This is a genomic window from Leifsonia sp. PS1209 (assembly GCF_012317045.1).
Lineage (GTDB): Bacteria > Actinomycetota > Actinomycetes > Actinomycetales > Microbacteriaceae > Leifsonia.
This window is the reverse complement of sequence record NZ_CP051154.1, coordinates 3024157-3045993: the sequence shown is the minus strand read 5'-3', so window position 1 is coordinate 3045993 and position 21837 is coordinate 3024157. Positions and strand designations below refer to the sequence as shown.

Annotated in this window: 20 protein-coding genes; 13 read left to right on the top strand and 7 right to left on the bottom strand. The window is 68.6% G+C overall.

Going from position 1 to position 21837, the window contains the following annotated elements; all coding sequences use genetic code 11:
* Both HF024_RS14485 and HF024_RS14480 read right to left on the bottom strand, forming a co-directional pair.
* Window positions 1–666: an SRPBCC domain-containing protein gene (locus HF024_RS14485; RefSeq protein ID WP_168690007.1), complete on the bottom strand. Its 666-nt coding sequence runs from the start codon at window positions 664–666 to the stop codon at window positions 1–3.
* 3 nt (window positions 667–669) lie between these two features.
* A complete protein-coding gene (locus HF024_RS14480) occupies window positions 670–1068 on the bottom strand; it encodes a metalloregulator ArsR/SmtB family transcription factor (RefSeq protein ID WP_085370204.1) in 399 nt (132 codons plus the stop codon).
* Window positions 1069–1163: 95 nt separating this feature from the next.
* Here HF024_RS14480 and purN point away from each other — a divergent pair, with 95 nt between their 5' ends.
* The 6 genes from purN (at window position 1164) to HF024_RS14450 (ending at window position 9811) form a co-directional block, all read left to right on the top strand.
* The gene (purN, locus tag HF024_RS14475; protein WP_168690006.1) at window positions 1164–1757 is read left to right on the top strand and encodes a phosphoribosylglycinamide formyltransferase; all 594 of its coding nucleotides are present in this window, start codon (window positions 1164–1166) and stop codon (window positions 1755–1757) included.
* Window positions 1754–3349: a bifunctional phosphoribosylaminoimidazolecarboxamide formyltransferase/IMP cyclohydrolase gene (purH, locus tag HF024_RS14470; RefSeq protein WP_168690005.1), complete on the top strand. Its 1596-nt coding sequence runs from the start codon at window positions 1754–1756 to the stop codon at window positions 3347–3349. Before purN ends, purH begins: the two co-directional genes overlap by 4 nt.
* 104 nt (window positions 3350–3453) lie before the next feature.
* Window positions 3454–4533: a Glu/Leu/Phe/Val dehydrogenase family protein gene (locus HF024_RS14465; protein WP_085370201.1), complete on the top strand. Its 1080-nt coding sequence runs from the start codon at window positions 3454–3456 to the stop codon at window positions 4531–4533.
* A gap of 25 nt (window positions 4534–4558) precedes the next feature.
* Window positions 4559–5764, top strand: a complete 1206-nt coding sequence (gene ddaH / locus HF024_RS14460; RefSeq protein WP_168690004.1) for a dimethylargininase — start codon at window positions 4559–4561, stop codon at window positions 5762–5764.
* Between the two features lie 391 nt (window positions 5765–6155).
* Window positions 6156–8000, top strand: a complete 1845-nt coding sequence (locus tag HF024_RS14455) for an ABC transporter ATP-binding protein (RefSeq protein ID WP_085370199.1) — start codon at window positions 6156–6158, stop codon at window positions 7998–8000.
* Window positions 7997–9811 carry an ABC transporter ATP-binding protein gene (locus HF024_RS14450; RefSeq protein ID WP_085370198.1) on the top strand — a complete coding sequence of 605 codons (1815 nt, stop codon included), beginning with the start codon at window positions 7997–7999 and terminating at the stop codon, window positions 9809–9811. Before HF024_RS14455 ends, HF024_RS14450 begins: the two co-directional genes overlap by 4 nt.
* Window positions 9812–9881: 70 nt before the next feature.
* Here the strand turns inward: HF024_RS14450 and HF024_RS14445 are convergent, their stop codons facing one another.
* Window positions 9882–11312 (bottom strand): SdrD B-like domain-containing protein, encoded by a 1431-nt coding sequence (locus HF024_RS14445; protein ID WP_168690003.1) that lies wholly within the window; start codon window positions 11310–11312, stop codon window positions 9882–9884.
* Between the two features lie 131 nt (window positions 11313–11443).
* Window positions 11444–12523, bottom strand: a complete 1080-nt coding sequence (locus tag HF024_RS14440) for a hypothetical protein (protein WP_168690002.1) — start codon at window positions 12521–12523, stop codon at window positions 11444–11446.
* Between the two features lie 190 nt (window positions 12524–12713).
* On the opposite strand from HF024_RS14440, the gene HF024_RS14435 reads away from it, so the two are divergent.
* From HF024_RS14435 to HF024_RS14425, 3 genes are read left to right on the top strand one after another with little or no spacing between them, the layout of a single operon-like run.
* Window positions 12714–13061, top strand: a complete 348-nt coding sequence (locus HF024_RS14435) for a response regulator (protein ID WP_168690922.1) — start codon at window positions 12714–12716, stop codon at window positions 13059–13061.
* 4 nt (window positions 13062–13065) lie between these two features.
* A complete protein-coding gene (locus HF024_RS14430; RefSeq protein WP_247597130.1) occupies window positions 13066–13749 on the top strand; it encodes a response regulator transcription factor in 684 nt (227 codons plus the stop codon).
* A 19-nt stretch (window positions 13750–13768) separates the two neighbouring features.
* On the top strand, window positions 13769–15553 hold the full coding sequence (locus HF024_RS14425) for a sensor histidine kinase (protein ID WP_168690001.1): 1785 nt from the start codon (window positions 13769–13771) through the stop codon (window positions 15551–15553).
* A gap of 25 nt (window positions 15554–15578) precedes the next feature.
* On the opposite strand, the gene HF024_RS14420 is transcribed toward HF024_RS14425, so the two are convergent.
* From HF024_RS14420 to HF024_RS14410, 3 genes are all read right to left on the bottom strand, one after another.
* Window positions 15579–15998 (bottom strand): hypothetical protein, encoded by a 420-nt coding sequence (locus tag HF024_RS14420; protein WP_085370192.1) that lies wholly within the window; start codon window positions 15996–15998, stop codon window positions 15579–15581.
* An 84-nt stretch (window positions 15999–16082) separates the two neighbouring features.
* On the bottom strand, window positions 16083–16457 hold the full coding sequence (locus tag HF024_RS14415) for an MGMT family protein (protein ID WP_168690000.1): 375 nt from the start codon (window positions 16455–16457) through the stop codon (window positions 16083–16085).
* Window positions 16441–16893 carry a GNAT family N-acetyltransferase gene (locus tag HF024_RS14410; protein ID WP_085370190.1) on the bottom strand — a complete coding sequence of 151 codons (453 nt, stop codon included), beginning with the start codon at window positions 16891–16893 and terminating at the stop codon, window positions 16441–16443. Before HF024_RS14410 ends, HF024_RS14415 begins: the two co-directional genes overlap by 17 nt.
* 146 nt (window positions 16894–17039) lie before the next feature.
* Here HF024_RS14410 and HF024_RS14405 point away from each other — a divergent pair, with 146 nt between their 5' ends.
* The 4 genes from HF024_RS14405 to HF024_RS14390 all read left to right on the top strand — a co-directional run bounded on the left by HF024_RS14405 (window position 17040) and on the right by HF024_RS14390 (window position 21824).
* Window positions 17040–18254, top strand: a complete 1215-nt coding sequence (locus HF024_RS14405) for an NADP-dependent isocitrate dehydrogenase (RefSeq protein WP_085370189.1) — start codon at window positions 17040–17042, stop codon at window positions 18252–18254.
* Between the two features lie 109 nt (window positions 18255–18363).
* Window positions 18364–18825, top strand: a complete 462-nt coding sequence (locus HF024_RS14400) for a hypothetical protein (protein WP_168689999.1) — start codon at window positions 18364–18366, stop codon at window positions 18823–18825.
* 73 nt (window positions 18826–18898) lie between these two features.
* Complete coding sequence (locus HF024_RS14395; protein ID WP_168689998.1) at window positions 18899–21040, top strand: cell wall-binding repeat-containing protein; 2142 nt, start codon at window positions 18899–18901, stop codon at window positions 21038–21040.
* Between the two features lie 136 nt (window positions 21041–21176).
* Complete coding sequence (locus tag HF024_RS14390) at window positions 21177–21824, top strand: hypothetical protein (protein WP_168689997.1); 648 nt, start codon at window positions 21177–21179, stop codon at window positions 21822–21824.
* The last annotated feature ends 13 nt before the right edge of the window (window positions 21825–21837 follow it).

Below are 21837 nucleotides of genomic sequence, written 5' to 3'. Positions count from 1 at the left end.
TCAGTCCTCCACTGTCCTGCCGGTGTAGAAGGCGAAGGTCGCGTCCGCGGTCCGAGCTGCTGTGGCAGGCTCTGCGCCGTCGGCGATGTGGGCCTCCGCCCAGCGGTCGGCTGCCGCGCGGGTGAACGCCGCGCCCTCGTCGGAGAGGGCCCAGGCCTGTCCCTCCTCGGGCGAGATGGCGCTGTCCTGCGTGCCGAAGTGGAGGGCGAGGCCGAGCACGGCCTGGTCCCAGCCCACGCCGGTCGCGCCGGGCCCGTATGTCTCCCACAGCTGTTCGGGGACGTCGGCCACCCGCGCGCTGTGTTCGAGGGTGAACCGGGTGCTGTCCTGCCCGATCGACGTGAGCCGGACGGTGACCCACGTGACGCCGCCGCCGAACTCCCACGTGATCCGGTACTCCGCCGACCCATCCGCCGGCGGAGAGCAGGCGAGGATCTCGCCCCCGGCGTTGCCGATGAGCTGGTAGCGGCCGCCGAGGCGGAGGTCGCCGGTGACCGGGAGGAACCAGCGTGCGATCCTGTCCGCCGTGGTGGTGGCGTCCCAGACGTCGGCGATGTCCGCCGGGTAGTCCTGGGCGATGGTCTGGATGCGCGTCGGCTCTCCGTCGATCTCCTCGGTGCGGAGGGTGCGGGTGACCGCATCGATCTGTGCGTTGACGTCGACCATGATTTACTCCTCGTCCTGCGGTGTGGTGTGAGTGGAATCGGATGGGTGGTGCGCGGCGTCGCCGCCGGAAGCGGCGAGCCGCGCGGAGCGCTTGCCCCTGGCGAGCTCGGTCCCGAGGGCGGAGAGCGGCCCTGTCCAGAACCGCTCGAACGGACTCAGCCAGGTGTGTGCCTGCCGGAGTCCGTCGGGGGCGACCGCGTACATGCGGCGCGTGCCGTCCGCGCGCACGTTCGCGAAGCCGTGTTCTCTGAGCACCCGCAGGTGCTGCGAGACGGCCGGCTGGCTGATGCCGAACTCCCGGGCGATGACCGCCGTGATGTCGCCGGCGGCCTCCTCGCCGTCCACGAGCAGTTCGAGGATGCGGCGTCTGACCGGGTCGCCGAGGACATCGAAAGCGTGCATGACTCCAATGGTTGCGCCGTGGCTTATATAAGTCAAGTCTTAAATTATCGAGGCTGTGGTCTGCCGCCCGCCGTGCCCGCCGCTAGGCTTGTGGCGTGCTCTCGATTGTGGTGCTGATCTCCGGCGGCGGGTCCAACCTGCGCGCCCTGCTCGAAGCGTCGCAGGACGCGGAGTTCCCCGCCAGAGTGGTCGCCGTCGGCGCCGACCGCGACGCGGACGGGCTCGCGCACGCGGAAGAGTTCGGCATCCCGTCGTTCACCGTCCCGTTCTCGTCGTTCGACGACAGGGACGAGTGGGGCGACGAACTCCTCGCGCAGATCGAGCAGTGGCAGCCGGACCTGGTGATCCTCTCCGGCTTCATGCGCCTCGTTCCGCCGAGGGTCGTTGCCGCGTTCTCGCCCAACCTCATCAACACCCACCCCGCTTACCTTCCCGAGTTCCCCGGCGCCCACGGGGTCCGGGATGCGCTGGCCGCCGGGGTCACCCAGACCGGCGCGAGCCTCATCGTGGTCGACAACGGCGTGGACGCCGGGCCGATCATCAGCCAGGAGCGCGTCCCCGTGCATCCCGATGACACGGAGGCCGCCCTCCACGAACGCATCAAACCAGTGGAGCGACGGCTGCTCATCGACGCCGTCCTCGACATCGCCAACGGACACATCGACCTCAAGGAGCTTGCACGAGCATGAGTGGACCCCGCCACGACGCCAGCCTCTACCGCGAAAGGGACATCGTCCCGATCCGCCGCGCGCTGATCTCGGTCAGCGACAAGACCGGGCTCCTCGAGCTCGCGAAGACGCTCGCAGACGCGGGTGTCGAGATCGTCTCCACCGGGAGCACGGCGTCCACGATCCGGGATGCGGGCTACGAGGTCACCGACGTCGCCAGCGTCACCGGCTTCCCCGAGTCGCTCGACGGCCGCGTGAAGACCCTGCACCCCGCCATCCACTCCGGCCTGCTCGCCGACCTCCGGCTGGCCTCGCACGAGGAGCAGCTGAAAGACCTCGAGATCAAGCCGTTCGAGCTCGTGGTCGTGAACCTCTACCCGTTCGTGGAGACGGTCGCCTCCGGCGCCGTCGGCAACGACGTGGTCGAGCAGATCGACATCGGCGGCCCGGCGATGGTCCGCGCATCGGCGAAGAACCACGCCAACGTCGCCATCGTCGTCTCTCCCGGCGACTACGGCAACATCGCCGACGCCATCGCGGCCGGCGGAACCACCTTCGACCAGCGCAGGGAGTTCGCCGCGCGGGCGTTCGCGCACACCGCTGCATACGACGGCGCCGTCGCCGCCTGGTTCGCAGGGGATGCGCCGAGCACGGCCGACTTCCCCGAACGTTTCGAGGTCGCAGCCGAACTCAAGCAGACCCTGCGCTACGGCGAGAACTCGCACCAGGCCGCTGCGCTCTACGCCGACCCGACCGGTCGCGGCATCGCCCAGGCCACGCAGCTCGGCGGCAAGGAGATGTCGTACAACAACTACGTGGATGCTGACGCAGCACTCCGCAGCGCGTACGACTTCGACCAGCCGGCCGTCGCCATCATCAAGCACGCGAACCCGTGCGGCATCGCGATCGCCGACGACATCGCCGAAGCGCACCGCAAGGCGCACGAGTGCGACCCCGTCTCCGCGTACGGCGGCGTGATCGCGGCCAACGGCATCGTGACGCTGGCGATGGCCGAGGCAGTGAAGGGCATCTTCACCGAGGTCCTGATCGCGCCGGGCTTCGAGCCGGAGGCGCTCGAACTCCTGCAGACGAAGAAGAATCTGCGCATCCTGCAGCTGCCGGAGGACTACAGCCGCAAGGCCACGGAGTTCCGGCAGATCTCGGGCGGCGTGCTCGTTCAGGATGCGGACCGCTTCGACACCGCATCCACGTCGTACGGCAGCTCGGCGGGCTGGACGCTCGTCTCCGGCGAGGAGGCGGACGCGGCGACCCGCGCCGACCTCGAGTTCGCCTGGAAGGCGTGCCGCGCTGTGAAGTCCAACGCGATCCTGCTGGCGAACGACGGCGCATCCGTCGGCGTGGGCATGGGGCAGGTGAACAGGGTGGATTCGTGCAACCTGGCCGTCACGCGAGCCGGTGAGCGCGCATCCGGTGCCGTTGCCGCGTCTGACGCGTTCTTCCCGTTCGCCGACGGGGCGGAGATCCTGATCGACGCCGGTGTGCGCGCGATCGTGCAGCCGGGCGGCTCGATCCGCGACGAGGACGTCATCGCCGCAGCGAAGGCCGCGGGCGTGACGATGTACTTCACCGGGGAGCGTCACTTCTTCCACTAGTGCGCTCCCGCAGGGGAGGCGCGCGGGCGGGACTCGTGGGAGAATGATCGGCGGCTCACAAGGCCACCGAAAATGCACAACCGCGATCCCACGAGGAGACACCGATGTCCGTCCTGCCCGCTGAACTGGTCGAAACGACCGGAGTGAACCTGCCGCACGAAACGCTGCATGTCGTGAAGGGGAGGCGGAGCGGCCTGACCATCAGCGTCGCGGTGCACTCCACCATCCTCGGCCCCGCGCTCGGCGGCTGCCGTGTCTGGACGTACGACTCCTGGGCGGAGGCGGTTGCGGACTCGCTCCGGCTCGCGGAGGGCATGACCCTCAAGAACGCGGCCGCCGGCCTCAACCGCGGCGGAGGGAAGACGGTCGTCTACCTCCCGCGCGGCACGGTGCTCACGAACGAACAGCGCTACGAGCTGATGCTCGACCTCGGCGACGCCGTGGAGAGCCTCGGCGGCGCGTACATGACCGCCGAAGACGTCGGCACCTCGGCCGAGGACATGTCGATCGTCGCGACGCGCACGGCGCACGTCTGCGGCCTCCCGTCCTCCGAAGGCGGCGTCGGAGAGCCGAGCGACGCGACGGCGGCCGGTGTGTACGCCGGGCTGCTCTCGACGTTGGAGCGCGCTGTCGGCACCCGCTCGGTGGCCGGTCGCCGCGTCACCGTCCTCGGGCTCGGCCACGTCGGCTCGATCATCGCGATGCGGCTCGCGAGCGAGGGCGCCGAGCTCACGGTCACCGACGTCAACCCGGCGAAGCGCGCACTGGCGGATGCGCTCGGCGCACGCTGGGTGGAGCCGGCCGAGGCGCACACCGTCGAGGGCGACCTGTTCGTGCCCGCCGGTGTCGGCGGCGTGCTGACGGACACGGTGATCGACGAGCTGCGGGTCAAGGCCGTGGTCGGTCCCGCCAACAACCAGCTCGCGCACCGCGCGGGAGCGGAGCGTCTCGCGGCGCGCGGCATCCTCTGGGCGCCCGACTTCGTCGTGAACGCGGGCGGGGTGATCTTCCTCTCGATGATGAACGAGGAGGACGCATCCGCTGCCGCCACGCAGGAGAGGGTGGAGCGGATCGGCGACACCGTCACCGAGATCTTCGCCGTCGCCGAGGAGCGCGGGATCACCACGCTCGAAGCCGCGGAGGAGATCGCGCTCGCGCGCCTGCGCGAGCCAGCAAACGCATAGAAACGCTCCGCTAGGGTTGGTTCCCATGACGACTTCGTGGGGCCGCCGGCTCATCGCATCCGTTTCCGCTGCCGTCGCGGTGGGCGCTATCGCGTTCATCGCGGCGACCTTCGTTCTGCTGGCGGCCAACCAGCTGAACGCCGCAGCGCTCGGAAGCATCACGCCATACGTGATGTACAACGCGCTGGTCGCACTGGTGCTCACCTTCGCCGCGGCACTCCTCGGCGGCCTGGTCCGTCGCTGGATCGCTGTCATCACGGGTGTCGTCGTGGCGCTGGTGAGCACCCTGCTCGGCACGATCGTGCTGTTCACCGCTCTGAATGTCGGTTTCGCCGCCGCGGCCTGGGCGCAGATCTTCCAGTCCTTCATCGGGCTGAACCTGCCGTTCTGGCTCGCGGTCGCCATCGCGCTGCCCACCGCCGGATACGCGGTCTACCACGCCATCGACGACGAGTCGGCCTTCGGCTCCGGCACCAGGATCGCGCTCGTCCGCATCCCGGCCACCAACCTGGCGGACGGCCTCGTCACCCACATCGACCGCGAGCCGGTGGATGCCGAACTCGCCGACAAGCAGTGGGATGCGTACGTCGCCGCCCTCTCCCAGGCCGGCTGGCAGACCGTCGAGGTCGCGAGCGCAGACGGGCTCGCGGACTCCGTCTTCGTCGAGGACACGGCCATCGTGTTCGGCGACACAGCCGTGATCAGCCTCCCTGGCGCGGACTCGCGCCGTGCGGAGACCCCGGGCACCGAGGCGGCGCTGCGCGCGCAGGGACTGCGCATCGAGCGCATCCAGGAGCCGGGGACGCTCGACGGCGGGGACGTGCTCAAGGTCGGCTCGACCGTCTACGTCGGCCGTGGCGGCCGCACCAACGCGGAGGGCATCCGCCAGCTGCGCGCTCTCGTCGCACCGCTCGGCTACACCGTGGTCGGCGTTCCGGTGACCAAGGCGCTGCACCTCAAGACGGCTGTGACCGCGCTGCCCGACGGCACGGTCATCGGCTACGAGCCGCTCGTGGACAACCCCAGCGTGTTCGAGCGCTTCCTCCCCGTTCCCGAGGCGCACGGCACCGCCGTCGTGGTCCTCTCGGACGACACGGTGCTGATGTCGTCGTCCGCGCCCGCGTCGGTCGCGCTGGTCGAGGACCTCGGATACACGGTCGTGCAGGTCGACATCAGCGAGTTCGAGAAGCTCGAGGGATGCGTGACCTGCCTCTCCATCCGCATCCGGTAACCGAAAGCGATCGTTTTTCTTTCCCCTCTTGTGCATCGGCTGTGCGCGGCCATAGGCTGTAGGGCTGCCTAGGCGGCATTTACGTGAACGCATTCGGGCTAGGGAGGACGCCATGACAACGACCGAGAACACACGAACCATGATCGGGTTCGGACTCGTCGCCGCCGTCGCTTATGCGTCCCCGGAGCCAGCCCCCGCCTGGTAGGTCCCAGGCAGGACATGCTTCCCGGCTGACCGTCGTCGGCACGTCGCGCGGACCATCCACGGTCCGCGGAGTCCACCCCCGGTGGAACGCTCCCTTTTGACGACCCCGCACGACCTCTCAGCACGCTCAGAATCGGGTCACTGTCTGACCCGCGAAGCAATCACTACACAAGAAAACGGATCGATAATGTCTGTCGCTGAAACTCATCAGCACCCCCCACAAAAAGATACGAAAGCACGGGCGGGCACCGTGCGGACTCTGCTGCGCATCCTGCCGTTCGCCAAGTCGGCTGCTCCGCGCATCCTGCTCGGCATGGTCGCCGCCCTCCTCGCCAGCCTGGTCGCACTGAGCATCCCGCAGGTGCTCCGCTGGCTGGTCGACGGACCGCTGTCGACGGGTGACTCGTCGGCCGTGTGGCCGGCGGCGCTGCTCGTCGTCGGGCTGGGCGCGGCCGAGGCCGTGTTCATCTCGCTCCGCCGCTGGTTCGTGCTCACGCCGGGCACGCACGTCGAGGCGAAGATGCGCAACGGTCTCTACGAGAAGCTGCAGGACCTGCCTGTCGCGTTCCACGACCGCTGGCCGAGTGGCCAGCTGCTGTCGCGCGCCGTCAGCGACCTCGGCCTCATCCGCCGGTGGCTGTCGTTCGGCATCGTGCTGCTGGTGGTGAACGTCGTGACGATCGTCGTCGGCTTCGCCATCCTGATCAGCTGGAACTGGATCCTCGGACTGATCTTCCTGGTCTGCTCGATCCCGCTGTGGATCTACGGGTTCATCTTCGAAGGCAAGTACTCGGTGATCGCCCGCCGCAGCCAGGACCAGGCCGGCGACCTGGCGACCGCTGTCGAGGAGTCGGTGCACGGCATCCGTGTGCTCAAGGCGTTCGGCAGGGGCAAGCACGCCCTGAAGAGGTTCGAGTCGCAGGCGGAGGAGCTGCGCGGCACCGAGATCGAGAAGGCGAAGGCCATCGCCGGCATCTGGCTCTGGCTGCTGCTGGTCCCGGATGTGGCGTTCGGCATCTGCCTGGTGGTCGGCGTCTGGCTGTCCTCGCAGGGGCAGCTGTCCGTCGGCGAGCTGGTCGCGTTCTTCGCAACGGCGACCGTGCTGCGGTTCCCTGTCGAGTCGATCGGCTTCCTGCTCTCGATGACCTTCGACACCCGCACGGCTGCCGACCGGTTCTTCGAGGTGATGGACGAGGCGAACACCATCCAGGACCCGGCAGAGCCGAAGAAGATCGAGAACCCGCGCGGAGAGCTCGTGTTCGACGACGTGCACTTCCGGTACCAGGATTCGCCGGAGCGCTTCCCCGACCTCCTCGACGGCATCGACCTCACGGTCGAGCCGGGGGAGACGATGGCGCTCGTCGGTCTCACCGGATCCGGCAAGTCGACGCTCACGGCCCTCACCACCCGGCTCTACGACGTCACGGGCGGTTCGCTGCGCGTCGACGGCGTGGATGTGCGCGACCTCACCCGCTACGACCTCCGCAAGAGCATCGCGATGGCGTTCGAGGACGCCACGCTGTTCTCCGCATCGGTCAGGGAGAACGTGCTGCTCGGCCGTGACGACCTCGACCCGAACTCGGAGGAGGCGGAGCGCGTGCTCGCCGAGGCCGTCGAGATCGCCCAGGCCGGCTTCGTCTACGACCTCCCGGAGGGCGTGGAGACGAAGGTCGGCGAGGAGGGGCTCAGCCTGTCCGGCGGTCAGCGTCAGCGCCTGGCGCTCGCGCGTGCCGTCGCGGCCAACCCGTCCATCCTGGTGCTCGACGACCCGCTGTCCGCACTGGATGTGGACACCGAGGCCCTCGTCGAGGCGGCACTCCGTCGCGTCCTCGCCGCCACCACGGCGCTGGTCGTCGCCCACCGTCCGTCCACGGTGATGCTCGCCGACCGGGTCGCCCTGCTCGAGAACGGCCGCATCACAGCGGTCGGCACCCACCACGAGCTCCTCGAGACGAACGAGCACTACCGGTTCGTCATCTCGAGCCTCGAAGACGAACAGACAGAAGAGATCCTTCAGGAGGTGAACCTGTGAGCACCGCGACCGTATTGGGAGTCGAAGGCGAAGAGCGCAACGACTTCACCAAAGAGGAGAGCAAGCAGATCCGCAAGCGGTCCCTGCGCCTGCTCGGTTCGCTGATGCGCCCGCTGCGCCTGCGGCTGATCCTGACGGCAGCCGTTGTCGTGGTCAGCACGGCAGGCCAGGTGGCCGGCCCCGCGATCATCGCGTTCGGTATCGACAACGGCCTTCCGGCCCTCCTCAAGGAGGACTGGTTCCCGCTGGCGGCCGCCGGGATCGCGTACCTGTTCACCGGCGTCATCGGCGCCGTTCTGATCGCCTGGTACACGGTGCTGAGCGCGCGGATCAGTCAGGCCATCCTGATCGACCTGCGCAAGCGGGTGTTCCTGCACACGCAGAAGCTCTCGCTCGAGTTCCACGAGTCGTACACGTCCGGCCGCATCATCTCGCGCCAGACGAGCGACCTGGACTCGATCCGCGAGCTGCTCGACTCGGGCATCAACCAGCTGGTGCAGGGCTTCCTGTACATGCTGTTCATCGCCATCGCGCTGTTCTCCCTCGACTGGGTGAGCGGTGTGGTGCTGGTGTGCTCGCTGGTGCCGCTGTACTTCCTGACCCGCTGGTTCCAGAAGCGTTCGCAGAGGCTGTTCCGCATCTCGCGGGTGGCGTCGGCGAAGCTGATCGTGCAGTTCGTCGAGACGATGACGGGCATCCGCGCCGTCAAGGCGTTCCGCAAGGAGAAGCGCAACGAGAAGGAGTTCGGCGGCCTCGTCGAGGACTACCGCGACGTCAACGCCCGCGTCATCCAGCTGTTCGGGATCTTCGATCCCGGTCTCGTGATGATTGGAAACGTGACCGTCGGTGTCGTCCTCCTCGTCGGCGGCTTCCGGGTGGCGGACGGCCAGCTGGCCATCGGCGTGCTGCTCGCCGCGCTGCTGTACACGCGCCGGTTCTTCGACCCGATGGAGGAGATGGCGATGTTCTACAACTCCTACCAGTCGGCCGCCGCTGCGCTCGAGAAGATCTCGGGCGTGCTGGAGGAGGAGCCGTCGGTTCCTGATCCGGTCAAGGCCGTCGACCTGTGGGATGCGGAGGGCAACGTCCGCTTCGACGAGGTCACGTTCGCGTACAAGCGCGACCGGGTCATCCTGCCCAACTTCAGCCTGGACATCCCGGCCGGGCAGACGATCGCGCTCGTCGGATCCACCGGAGCGGGCAAGTCGACGCTGGCGAAGCTGATCTCGCGGTTCTACGACCCGAGTGACGGCTCCGTCACGCTCGACGGCGTCGATCTGCGCGACCTGCACCCGAAGGACCTCCGGAGGGCGATCGTGATGGTGACGCAGGAGGCGTACCTGTTCAGCGGGTCCGTCTCCGACAACATTGCGCTCGGCAAGCCGGACGCCACCAGGGAGGAGATCGTGGAGGCGGCGCGCGCCGTGGGAGCCGACGAGTTCATCCGGGGTCTGCCGAACGGCTACGACACCGACGTGAACAAGCGCGGCGGCCGGGTGTCCGCCGGTCAGCGTCAGCTGATCTCGTTCGCCAGGGCGTTCCTCGCCAACCCGGCCGTGCTCATCCTGGACGAGGCGACGAGCTCGCTCGACATCCCGAGCGAGCGCCTGGTGCAGGATGCGCTGCAGACGCTGCTCGCGGACCGCACGGCCGTGATCATCGCCCACCGTCTGTCGACGGTCGCCATCGCCGACCGGGTGCTGGTGATGGAGCACGGCAAGATCGTCGAGGACGGCACGCCGGCCGACCTGATCGCCGGCACGGGCCGTTTCGCGCAGCTGCACGCCGCGTGGAGGGACTCGCTGGTGTGATCGCCGCGTGAATCCACGACAGGGCGCCCGGGTCGAATCGACCCGGGCGCCCTGTCGCGTTCGTGCGCGACTACTTCTTGGCGGTGACGCCGAAGGTCAACGGCACGGAGCTGGTGGTGCTGTCCCCGCCGACCCTGGTCGAACCGACGACGGTCATTCCGGCGAGGGCGTCGGGGACTCGACCCGCGTATCCATTGGTCGGGCGCTTGGTGGTCCCGGAGAGGACGACGTAGAGGTCGGTGTCGTATGGCAGCTTGTCGACGGTGTAAGAACCGAGCAGTGACGGCGTCTTGATGCTGGCGAGCGCAGCTCCGTCCTCCGTGTACACCGTGAGCGTCACCGCTTCCGCGAGATCGAGCACGTCCTTCTTACCGTTGCCGTTGCTGTCGTTGAACACCGTTCCGGTGATGCTGACCGGCTTGCGCACGCCGAACAGGAAGTCGTTGGTCCTGGCGAGCGTGAGACCGGTCAGAGACCAGCCCTGGCCGCGGCGGTCGACGACGGCGACGTGCATCGCGGGTACGGCGTCGACGAGTTCGGCGACCGTGCGGATGGTACCGCCGACGACGTGGGCGCCGGCTGCGAGATCCTGTCCGACGGAGGCGTCGACCTCGGCCGGGTCGATCGTGTCCGCCAGCTTCGACAGGGCCCTCGCCAGCTTCTTGATGTACTCGTTCTCCGGCGTCGTGCTGATGTCGGAGGAGGACAGGAGCGATGGGTCGGCGAGGATCGCGGCCGGGTCGCCGGAGGCGATGACGTCGATGAGGGCCGTGATGCGCGCCGTGTTCTGGAGCGCGTCGCCGACCGTGAGATTGAACGGCGAGCGCATCATGACGTACGCGCCGGCATCGAGGCCCTGGTAGTCGATCGGGGCACCCTTGGCAGTGGTGCGGAAGTGGATCGCGTCGCCGATGTCGAGGTTTCCGCTGATCGCCGCCGCGACAGCGGTTCCCACATCGAGGCCGCCGAGGTCGCCCCTGTCGATCAGCTCGACGGTCTTCGCCACGTCGATGAGGATGATCGTCTGGTTGTCCAGGTTCGTCTCCGACGCATCCCTGACCCCGTTGCCGTTGGTGTCTGCGAAGACGGTCGCGGTGAGCGCGCCCTTCGGCGCGGCGGCGATGTCGGCCGTCTGGATCAGGTTCAGAGCGCCGACCGTGACGGGAACCACGGAGGCGCCGGCAACATCGGCCGAGAGGTAGTACGTGCCGCCGGGCAGGGCACCGACGCGATACGTGCCCAGCGCGCTGGTGGTGGTGGTTGTCACGGGGTTCGCCGTGGCGCTCGCGTCGTCGGCGGTGGCGTAGAGCGAGACCGAGACTCTCGAGAGCAGGGGTTCGCCGAAGTCGTGGGAGCCGTTGGCGTTCGCGTCGGCGAAGACGGTTCCCACGACGGTGTAGATGGGAGGTGAGGGGATCGTGGCGGGGGCGAAGCCGGTCGTCGGCACGATGACGGCTGTCGCGGCGAGAACGGCGATGGTTGTTCGATATTTGTATGTCACACGAGACAACATTAGAGCTGAAACACTGAACATGCAATTTATCGATACGGCCACCCAGTCCGGTTCCGGCGGGGGAGGCGGCAGGTGCCGCTTCCCCCGCCGCCGTGTCCGGCGAACAGAGGGGTTGAAGTTCAGCCCGCCGTGGACCCGGTGGTTCTCCCGCGCTGGACGCTACGGAGGATGCGGTGTCCGCTCGTGGCGACCGCCCGGAAGAAGGGGAGACGCAGCAGTGGGTGCGGCTGGTCGCCGTCGATGAGCACCGCGACCTCCGCCCCTGCGTCGATGCACTCGCTGGCGGTGAACGGGTCGACATCGCGTTCGACCGTCCCGCCGATGATCGTGATGCAGCCGGCCGTCACCGCGTGCCCGGCCGACGCGGTCACGGTGACCCGGGAGGTGCCTGGGGCGACGATAGCGCGGATCGCCCTGGCCAGTTCGGCCCGCTCGCCCGGCCGCCTGGCGGCCCGGCCGGGAAACCCGTCGCCGAGGTCGAGGACGTCGAAACGTGCGCCGGTCGCGGCCTGCACGTCCGCCATCACCCCGGCGGTCCGCGCGATGGCGGCGACGTAGTCCGAGCAGCTCGCGCCTGGCCGGGTGCTGAGCGAGAACCCGGCGATCCGCACGCCCAGGGCGGCGGCGTCGCGGACGACGCGGTGCGCATCCCGTGCTGTCACCCCGCGCGGGGCGACGTGCGCCGCCTGCGGGGGAGTGTGCGGCTGCAACCGCACCACCAGGGCGAGGTCGTGCGGCGCAGAGGCGAACTTCTCGACGTCCGCCGGTCCGTCGACGACGAACCGGCGGACGCCGGCGTTGTACGCGGCGAGCACCTCGTGCGGGTGCGTCGCCGCTGTCGCGTGCAGCACGCGGCGCAGGTCGGACTGCGACGCGGTCAGCGCGGCGAGGGCTCCGTCATGGGCGGCGACGAACGATCCGCCGGACTCCGCGACCGCCGCGATGAGGGCGGGATGCGCGAGCGCGCTCACGTCGTAGTGCACCTCGACGTTCGGGAACGCCTCCCGCAGCGCACGGTACTGCCGTGCTGCGCGGGCCACGTCGATCACGACGAGCGGAAGGCTGTGTCGTGCCACGAGTTCGTCGATGTCGAAGTCGGGCTCCGGCACGGCGCTCCTGTCCAGGTCCACCCCCGCAGCCGGCGGCGCGCCTTCGGGTTGCGCGCCGTTCGGCCGTGCGGGTCGGGTTGCGGTGAACATGGCCTTTCTCCTCGCTCTGGGTGTCGGCCAGTGGGATGCCGTTCGTCGGGCCGGGCGGCATCCCTCGGGTTCTGGTCGGCTTACTCACATGCTGGCCCTGGGGGGTGTGACCCACATCCGGGGGGCCACCCCATTCGTTTGCGTGGAGGCACGGATGCTTTCGAAAGCGCGTTCGGCGATGATTGTCGGCATGTGCCTCCGCGTTGTGATCGTCGACGACCACGCGCGCTTCCGTGCACAGGCGGCAGAACTGCTGAAACTGGAGAAGTTCTCGGTCGTCGGGGACGCTGACACGGGAGCTCGCGGTGTCGAGCTGAGCCGCAGACTCACCCCCGACGTGGTGCTCCTCGACATCGCCCTGCCGGACACCAGCGGGTTCGAACTCGTCTCCGCCATGCACGCCACGGGGGCCGCCGTCGTGCTCACCTCCAGTCGCTCCGTGCGCGACTACGGGCACCGCGTCGCCGACAGCGGGGCAGAGGGCTTCATCAGCAAAGCAGAACTGAGCGGCGAGGCGATTCGCAGCCTGCTAAGGTAAGCGCGTGGTCGCGGGAATCAGCAGTGAGCCGCGCTCGCTGCGTGTCGCTGTCGCCGATGACGCGGTACTGCTCCGCGAAGGGATCGGACAGATACTGCGCGCGGGCGGGCTGGACGTCGTCGCCTCCGTCGACTCGGCGGAGGAGCTTCTGGCCGTGGTCGACAGCGACCGGGACATCGACGCCGTCGTGCTCGACATCAAGATGCCGCCGACCCACACGGACGAGGGGCTGCGCGCTCTCGAAGAGCTGCGCGCATCCGGGTCCCAGGTGGGGGTGCTGCTGCTGTCGATGTACACGACGGCCTCGTACGCGATCCGCGCGATGAGCGCGGGAAGCGGCACGGGATATCTGCTGAAGGACCGCGTCGCCGACGCGAACACCCTGGTCAACGCCGTGCGCAGCGTCGCGGCGGGCGGCTCGGTGGTCGACCCGGAGGTCGTGCAGTTGCTTGTCTCGGCTCGGTCGGCGACGGTGTCGCTCGACACGCTCTCTGCCAGGGAGCGCGACGTGATCCGGCTGATGGCGGAAGGCAAGTCGAACGCCGGCATCGCGGCCGACCTGCACCTCAGCCTGCGCACGGTGGAGTCCCACATCGGCCACATCATGTCGAAGCTCGACGTCGAGGACTCCGCGGAAGGTCACCGGCGCGTGCTCGCCGTGCTGCGCTTCCTCGGCCGGGACGTCTGAGGCAGGGACAGGGGCCGGGATGAGGGCCGCGCGACTCTGGCTCCGCTCGCTCGCCGTCGTGATCGCGGTCGCGGCAAACGTCGTCGCCCAGATCGTGAGCGCCATGACCGGCGACTACGGGCCGCGCCCGCAGGGCATCGGCTGGGCGATCGTGTTCGTGCTCGTCGCGCTGGTCTACGCCGGATGCGCGATCGTCGCGTGGAAGGTGGTGCGCAGTCCCATCGCCGGGTGGCTGATGGTCGGCGCATCCCTGTTCTGGGCGGCGGGCGCCTGGTATCCGATCGTCAGGGACATCGGCTGGCTGTGGCCGCTGCTGGAGGGCGTGACCGACCTGTGGGCGGTGCTGGTCGGGATCCTGGTGCTGTCGTATCCGACCGGCAGAATCGTCTCGCGCTTCGACCGCTGGATCGTCATCGCCGTGTCCGTCGCCTTCCTCGTGCGCTTCGCGGGCATCCTGCTGTTCTCGTCGCCGACGCCCGCCGAGTGCGGGTGCGTCCCGAACGCGTACGCGATCGTCCCGAGCGACGGAGCGGACTTCTGGTTCGGTGTCGGCTGGCGGCTGGCCGGGCTCGCCCTGTTGCTGACCGTCGCGGTGAGGCTCGCGATGCGCTGGTTCCAGTCGACCCTGCCCGCACGGAGGGTGGCGTTCGTGATGCCGCTCGCGCTGCTGCTCTGGTGCTACGGCACCGTGCAGGACTCAGTGAGCTTCACCCTCGGCTGGGACAGCGGCTGGCTGCAGTTCGTGCCTCCGCTGGCGATCGCGCTCATCCCGCCGTCGTACGTCGGCGGCGTGCTCTACGCGCGCGGACTGCGATCGAGGGTGGCCGACCTGGTGATCGTCGCCCGCGACAGAGTCGACAGGGCGCTCTGGGAGTCGAGCCTCGCCCGCACGCTGCACGACAGTTCGTTGCGCGTCTACTGGTGGGACGATCACCTGGAGGGCTTCGAGACCAGCGACGGCGAACGCATCGCCGATGGCGGCGGACCGCAGCGGCCTGGCCGCTCCACCCTCACGATCGACTCCGACCAGGGCCCGATCGCGCTGATCGAGCACGACGTGGCCCTCAGTCAGGACGACAGGCTGCTGGATGCGGTGTCCTCCGCCCTGCTGCTCTCCGTCGACAACGACCGGTTGCGGCAGAAGCTCGAGCGCACCCTGCAGGAGGTGCGCGAGTCGCGTCTCCGCATCGTCGAGGAGGGCTACCTCGCCAGGCGTCGGCTGGAGCGCGACCTGCACGACGGGTCGCAGCAGCAGCTCGTCTCGCTCGCCATCAGCCTGCGGATCGCGACGGCGAAAGCCGAGACGGCCGGGAGCGCCGAGCTCGCAGACGACCTGGCGCGCGCATCCACCCAACTGGCGGACGCCCTGCGGGAGCTGCGGGAGCTGGCGAGGGGCATCCACCCGACGGTGCTCACCGACGGCGACCTGGCGTCGGCGATCGAAGAGCTCGCCAACCGCAGCCATCTCCCGGTCGAGGTGCACGTCGACGTGCCGCACCGGCTGCCGGACGTGATCGAGGAGACGATCTACTTCTCGGTGTCGGAAGCGCTCGCGAACGCGGCGAAGCACTCGCAGGCGCGCAACTGCTCGGTGAGCGTGAGCCGGACGGACGGGACCGTGACGGTGGTCGTGAAGGACGACGGCCAGGGCGGAGCCCGCGTCGAACCGGGGGGAGGGCTCGGCGGGATCCGCGACCGCGTCGAGGCCGTCGACGGGCACGCGGAGGTTCAGTCCGTCGCGGGGCTCGGGACGATCATCGAGCTCACCATCCCCGCACCGCACGCAGCGCAGAGCGCGGAGTAGCGGGCAGTAGCGGGATGCGTTCCCGCTAGTTCTTCGGCGTCGCCGCGTAGACCTGATCGCCGATGAGGAACGCCGTCCAGCCGCCCGGGCAGCTCACGCCCTGGGCGGGGATGCCGTCGACCGGCCACCAGCTGTCCTGCACCGTCGGCTTCGGGATGGGCGCCGGCTTCTCGCAGGTGCCCGCGACGAAATGCGTCTTCGACGCGTACGTGAGGATGGCGCCCGCGCCCTTGGTGTCGTAGTCGACCCGGATGATCGTGGCGTCGTCTGGGACGAACGTCGGCGACCCGAACGCGGCGGTGGATGCCGCCTTGAACTCCTTGGCGGAGTCGTAGATCGCCGCGTCGACGTGAGGGACGAACGCGGCGACGACAGAGCATCCGGAGAGGGTCACGGCGAGGACGGCGGCAGACGCGGCGAGACCGACGAGACGGATACGGTGCACGAAGACTCCTGAAGGTGCGGTAGACAGACCTCACCAGTCAACACGATCAAGCTGAGCAGTGCATCGGTCGCTGGGATGACCCTGCTATGGAGTGTATCGGGCGGCCGGCAGGTCGACGCGGTACGCGGCCGTTCCCCCGCCGAGGAGGGGCGTGCCCTCCGCGCGGTAGTACTGCAGCGCGATGTGCTCGTGGTTGGCGGGAGGGTGACCGCTCGCCCGCACCACGCGCCACCACGGGTAGCCGCTGCCGTAGTAGGCCATGATCTGGCCGACCATGCGCGCGGCGCGCGATCCCAGGGTGGCGGCCACGTCGCCGTAGGTCATCACCCTGCCGGACGGGATCGACTCGACAACGGAGAGGACGCGCTCGACGAACGGCTGGGCGTCGTCGTCGGTGCGGCCGTCGTCGTCCGTGCGGCCGTCGCCGGTCGCGCCGCTCCGCTCAGAGCTCGAGGGCACCGATCGTCTCGCCGTACTGGGTCTCGCCGATGGGCTGGAAGCCGCTGCGGAGGAAGAACTGCTCAGGACCGAGCTCGCCGGGCTCCCAGATGACGTAGAGCCGCGAGAGCCCGCGGTTGCGCGCCTCGTCGGCGAGCGAGTGGACCGCGAACGTGCCGATGCCGCGACCCTGGTCGTCCGCATCCACGTTGATGCGCCAGAGGATCGAGCGGAACTCTTCGTGCTCGGCCTCCGGGTCGAAGTTGCCCATGATGAACCCGACGACCTCGTCGCCGTCGGTGACGACGCGCTGCCAGGAGGTCTGCGGATTGGTGACGGCGGCCGCGGCCGAGTACGACACAGGAGCGACGAACTGCTCCTGGCCCGGCTTCAGCGTGAGAGCGTTCGCCGCCACAACGTTCGACGCGCTCAACTCTTCAAGTCTCAACTCAGCCATATCGAAAGGGTAACGTGCGCGAGGGATGCTGGCATAGTCGCGCAGCCTGCCGATCCGCTGAGGGAATTTGTCTCGATGTCAAGATAGTTGCGTGCCTCGGGTAAGCTGTCGACGGCTGAAAAACGGCACAGACCACAGGAGATCCATTGGACAAGATCAAGGTTGAAGGCACCGTCGTCGAACTCGACGGCGACGAGATGACTCGCATCATCTGGCAGGCGATCAAAGACTCCCTCATCCACCCGTACCTCGACGTGAACCTCGAGTACTACGACCTCGGCATCGAGAAGCGCGACGAGACCGACGACCAGATCACCGTGGATGCGGCGAACGCCATCCTGAAGCACGGTGTCGGCGTCAAGTGCGCCACGATCACGCCCGACGAGGCGCGTGTCGAGGAGTTCGGCCTGAAGAAGATGTGGCGCAGCCCGAACGGCACGATCCGCAACATCCTCGGTGGTGTCGTGTTCCGTGAGCCGATCATCATCTCGAACATCCCGCGCCTGGTGCCCGGCTGGAACAAGCCGATCGTCATCGGCCGTCATGCGTTCGGCGACCAGTACCGCGCCACCGACTTCACCTTCGACGGCCCCGGCACGCTCACGATGAGCTTCCAGCCGGCCGACGGCGGAGAGGCCCAGTCCTTCGAGATCTATCAGGCGCCGGGCGCCGGTGTCGCGATGGGCATGTACAACCAGGATGCGTCGATCCGCGACTTCGCCCGCGCGTCGTTCAACTACGGTCTCGACCGCCAGTATCCGGTCTACCTGTCGACCAAGAACACCATCCTCAAGGCGTACGACGGCCGTTTCAAGGACCTGTTCCAGGAGGTCTTCGACACCGAGTACAAGGAGAAGTTCGAGGCGGCCGGGCTCACCTACGAGCACCGTCTGATCGACGACATGGTCGCATCCAGCCTCAAGTGGGAGGGCGGATACGTCTGGGCCTGCAAGAACTACGACGGCGACGTGCAGTCCGACACCGTCGCGCAGGGCTTCGGCTCGCTCGGCCTGATGACCTCCGTGCTCACCACCCCGGACGGCAAGGTCGTCGAGGCGGAGGCTGCACACGGTACGGTCACCCGCCACTACCGCCAGCACCAGCAGGGCAAGCCCACGTCGACCAACCCGATCGCCTCGATCTACGCCTGGACGCGCGGCCTCGCGCACCGCGGCAAGCTCGACGGCAACCAGGAGCTCATCGACTTCACGCACACCCTCGAAGACGTGGTCATCAAGACGGTCGAGTCGGGCAAGATGACGAAGGACCTCGCGCTCCTCGTCGGCCCGGACCAGCCGTACCAGACCACCGAGGAGTTCCTCGCGACCCTCGGTGAGAACCTCAAGGCTCGCCTGAGCTAGAGCTCGACGCAGGGTGGGAGGGCCCGGTGGATGCACGCATCCGCCGGGCCTTTCTGTATCGTGGTGTCGCGTTCCGCCATCGCGGGGGAACGGAATCCGAGGGGGAACCGTGGGAAACGCCATCCGATCGTCTCTGGCCGTGTCGGCCGCCATCATCGCAGCCGTCGCGCTGGCAGGATGCACGTCCGGTCCAGCCCCGAGCGCCAGCCCGTCGCCGACCCAGACGAAGGCCGCTCAGGCCTCGAACCAGACCCACGACGCCGCCTGCGCCATCGTGAAGGGCGGCCTGACCGACGTCGCCTCCCTGCAGAGCCAGGTCTCGACGGACGACCCGGCCAAGTCCCTCGCCGTCCTCGACCAGGTCGACCAGAAGGTCGCCGACCTCGACGCCAAGGTCACCAACGAGAAGGTCAAGGCCCTGACGAGCGACGCATCCACGGCTGTCCACGCGTACTCGACCTACCTCAAGGGCGTGATGAAGGACCCCGCGAGCATCGACGTGAACCAGATCACGTCGAAGGCGCAGGAGCTGGCCGCGAAGTTCACCGCGGTGCAGAAGGAGTGCGCGTAGTCGCTTGGTGCACGGGCGCCCTTCCGTGCCGCTAGATTGAACGGGGCCGCACGGTGCGGGCGATGGGGGCATCATGGCAGCTCGGCGACACAGGTGGATGCGGGTCGGGATCGTCGCGGCGGTGATCGTCGGCGGCGTGCCGCTCGCGGCGCTGTCGACGGCTCCCGCCGCGCAGGCTGCCGATCAGGCAACGACGACGGACGTGGCGATGCCCGTCCCGGTTCCTGGGACGACGATGCCCCCGGACACCCCTCTGCTCAGCGGTCCAGGCGGCCAGCCGTGGTGGGTGGACGGGTCCGCGTTGAAGACCGTCGTGCACGGGGCGCTGGTGACCCACGCGCTCCCCGCCGGCATCGACTGGAGACGGGTGGCGACGGCGACAGGGGTCGACCATTCGCTGTGGCTGGAGTCGAGCGTTCCGGCGGTGGTCGCACGCGTGACACCGGACGGTTCGTTCGCGACGTTCCCGATTCAGGGGGGCGCCGACACAGGAATCGTCGCGGCCGACGATGGTGCGGCGTGGGTGATCCAATTCCACCCCGTCGGCTGGGCGGCGGTGCGGATAGCACCAGACGGGACGCAGACGCGATTCGAGCACACGGGCGATGCGCCGATGATCGATCAGTACACCCCGTCCGCGAACGGTCCTGCGGGGAGCGCCTGGGCGTTCTTCCTGTACCACGGCATGATCGGGATGTTCCCTGACGGGCACACGGTCACGGTCGATGCGCCGGAGCTCGCGCGCCCCTTCCAGGCCGACGGGGTCGAATACTTCAACTTCACAACGGCATCGGGCGACACGATCGAACGCGTCAACGCGGACGGCTCCGCGACAACGATCGCCACGAACGCCGCGCACCTCGTGCAAACGGGCGGGCAGGGCTTCTACGCGACCCCGGTTGACGCGCGTCACACGATGCTGCACCGCCTCGGTATGCCGTCGTGGCATCCGGTTTTCGCGGAGCCGGTCGATAGTGTGTACCCCTCGCTCTGGCTGCCTGGCACGCACACGATCCTGGTGGCCCAACCCGATTCGAGCCCGGCGCAATTGGGTGTTTACGCGGTCAGCGAGGACGGGCACATCACCCGATTCGCCGACGGGGATGGAATCGACCTTGAGCAGGACGGCACCCTCTGGGGGAAAGGTGGAGGGCGCCAGTACCGTATGGATGGCTCGATCGCGTCGGAGCGCGCCATCGTCACGGACCCGCGCGCGTACGTGGGTGCGTGGGGTGTCAGCGCCGACGGCCCGTGGGAGCAGATCGCCGCTCTCCCGTCCGGGGTGACGACGATCGACACGCTCTCTCCTGCCACCGTGACCAGGCTGGCGGGGGACGACCGGTACGAGACGGCGGTCGCGGTGGCGAAGCGAGCCTTCCCCTCCCACACCTCCGTCGTCTACCTGGCGGCAGGGACGAACTTCCCCGACGCGCTCGCGGCGGGACCGGCCGCGGCAGCCGAGCACGCAGCGCTGCTCCTCACGACGCCGGGTGGTCTGCCGACGGCCACCGCTGCCGAACTGAAAGCCCTGGCGCCCACGCGCGTCGTCATCGCGGGAGGGACATCGTCGATCGGCTCCGCCGTCGAGCGGTCGGTGCGCGCGCTTCTGCCGACAGCGACGGTGCAACGCCGGTCGGGAGCCACCAGGTACGAGACGGCGAACACACTGGTGGGAGCGGTGTTCCACTCTGCGAACACCGTGTACATCGCCTCGGGCGCGGCGTTCCCCGACGCGCTCGGGGCCGGGGCGGCGGCAGGCTCGGGCGGCGACCCGCTGCTGCTCGTCGATCCGGCGTCGCCCGGTGTCTCCGCATCCACTGCTGCGGCGATCACCCGCCTTCATCCGGCGCGGATCGTGGTGGTCGGCGGACGGAGTGCTGTTCCGGATACGGTCCTCGCCGCCCTCGGAAAGCTCGCCCCGGCCACGCGGGTCGCCGGCGCCGACCGCTTCGCGACGTCCGTCGCTCTGGCCACGTCGGCGTTCCCGCACGCCACGTCGGCGTTCATCGCATCCGGGCTGGATTTCCCCGATGCGATGAGCGGAGCCGTGCTCGCCGCCGCGCAACACGCTCCCGTGTATGCGTTCACGTCCGGCTGCGTGCCTCACGCCCTCGCGCGTGGGTTCGCCACCGGCGTGAACAGCATCACCATCGTCGGAGGCCCGGCCGTCGTCGATGGTCGGCTCGACACCCTGGGCATCTGCTACGACGAGTGATCGGCGGGCGGCGGTGCGGTGGGCGCGTGGCGATATCGCAATATGTTACAAATGCATGCCGTATCGCCGGCGTGAAAGGTGTGGCTGACTTTCCCTCAACCTAGGGAAAGGGGAACAATTGCGTTTCCGGAAGATCGTGACCACCCTCGCCGTCGGCGTCATCCTTTCCGTGATGGTGCCCACAACGGCAACCGCCGCGGAGCGACCGATCGCGGGCAGCCCCACCGAGGCCCTCGGTATCCACGCCGACCTGTCGGCGCCAGAGATCCAGGCGCAGGTGCGCCAGCTGGAGGAATTCGCGGAGCAGATTGCCGATGCATCCTCGCGGTCTGGGGGTGTCCTGGTCTTCGACTACGCACGCGCGGTCGCCTCCGGAGTGCCCGACGGGTTGGTGAGGGACTATGCAACGGGCGTCATCCTGGGCAGTGGTCGGGTCGAGGCCGCACCGGCGGATTTTCACATCGACGCGCGAGGGCTCTCGTCATCGATGCTGGAGCGCGGGTCGTGCCGTGGGCAAAATAGCTGGTGGATCGACATCTGGGGCAACCACATTCGCATGGATTCGTGCATAACGGCTCGGGTAGTGATCGCCCTGACCGGTGGCGCGGGTGCGGCTGCGATTGCCGCAATCCTCACGTCGCTGGCGGGTGCGGTGTTCGCTGGCGGGGCTGTGGCGCTCGGTGGGGCTCTCGCTGGGTACAGTGCGTGGTCCATGGATCAGTGCTCGAAGAATGGGACAGGAATTGAGGCTGCCATGGCCGGCTTCGTGTGCTGGGCGCAGTAGGTCGGTCAGGGTT

What these genes read in the sequence shown, in the direction of transcription:
- HF024_RS14485 (WP_168690007.1), bottom strand. Translation starts at nt 666, where the DNA reads ATGGTCGACGTCAACGCACAGATCGATGCGGTCACCCGCACCCTCCGC.
- HF024_RS14480 (WP_085370204.1), bottom strand. Translation starts at nt 1,068, where the DNA reads ATGCACGCTTTCGATGTCCTCGGCGACCCGGTCAGACGCCGCATCCTC.
- purH (WP_168690005.1), top strand. Translation starts at nt 1,754, where the DNA reads ATGAGTGGACCCCGCCACGACGCCAGCCTCTACCGCGAAAGGGACATC.
- HF024_RS14465 (WP_085370201.1), top strand. Translation starts at nt 3,454, where the DNA reads ATGTCCGTCCTGCCCGCTGAACTGGTCGAAACGACCGGAGTGAACCTG.
- ddaH (WP_168690004.1), top strand. Translation starts at nt 4,559, where the DNA reads ATGACGACTTCGTGGGGCCGCCGGCTCATCGCATCCGTTTCCGCTGCC.
- HF024_RS14455 (WP_085370199.1), top strand. Translation starts at nt 6,156, where the DNA reads ATGTCTGTCGCTGAAACTCATCAGCACCCCCCACAAAAAGATACGAAA.
- HF024_RS14440 (WP_168690002.1), bottom strand. Translation starts at nt 12,523, where the DNA reads ATGTTCACCGCAACCCGACCCGCACGGCCGAACGGCGCGCAACCCGAA.
- HF024_RS14435 (WP_168690922.1), top strand. Translation starts at nt 12,714, where the DNA reads ATGTGCCTCCGCGTTGTGATCGTCGACGACCACGCGCGCTTCCGTGCA.
- HF024_RS14425 (WP_168690001.1), top strand. Translation starts at nt 13,769, where the DNA reads ATGAGGGCCGCGCGACTCTGGCTCCGCTCGCTCGCCGTCGTGATCGCG.
- HF024_RS14410 (WP_085370190.1), bottom strand. Translation starts at nt 16,893, where the DNA reads ATGGCTGAGTTGAGACTTGAAGAGTTGAGCGCGTCGAACGTTGTGGCG.
- HF024_RS14395 (WP_168689998.1), top strand. Translation starts at nt 18,899, where the DNA reads ATGGCAGCTCGGCGACACAGGTGGATGCGGGTCGGGATCGTCGCGGCG.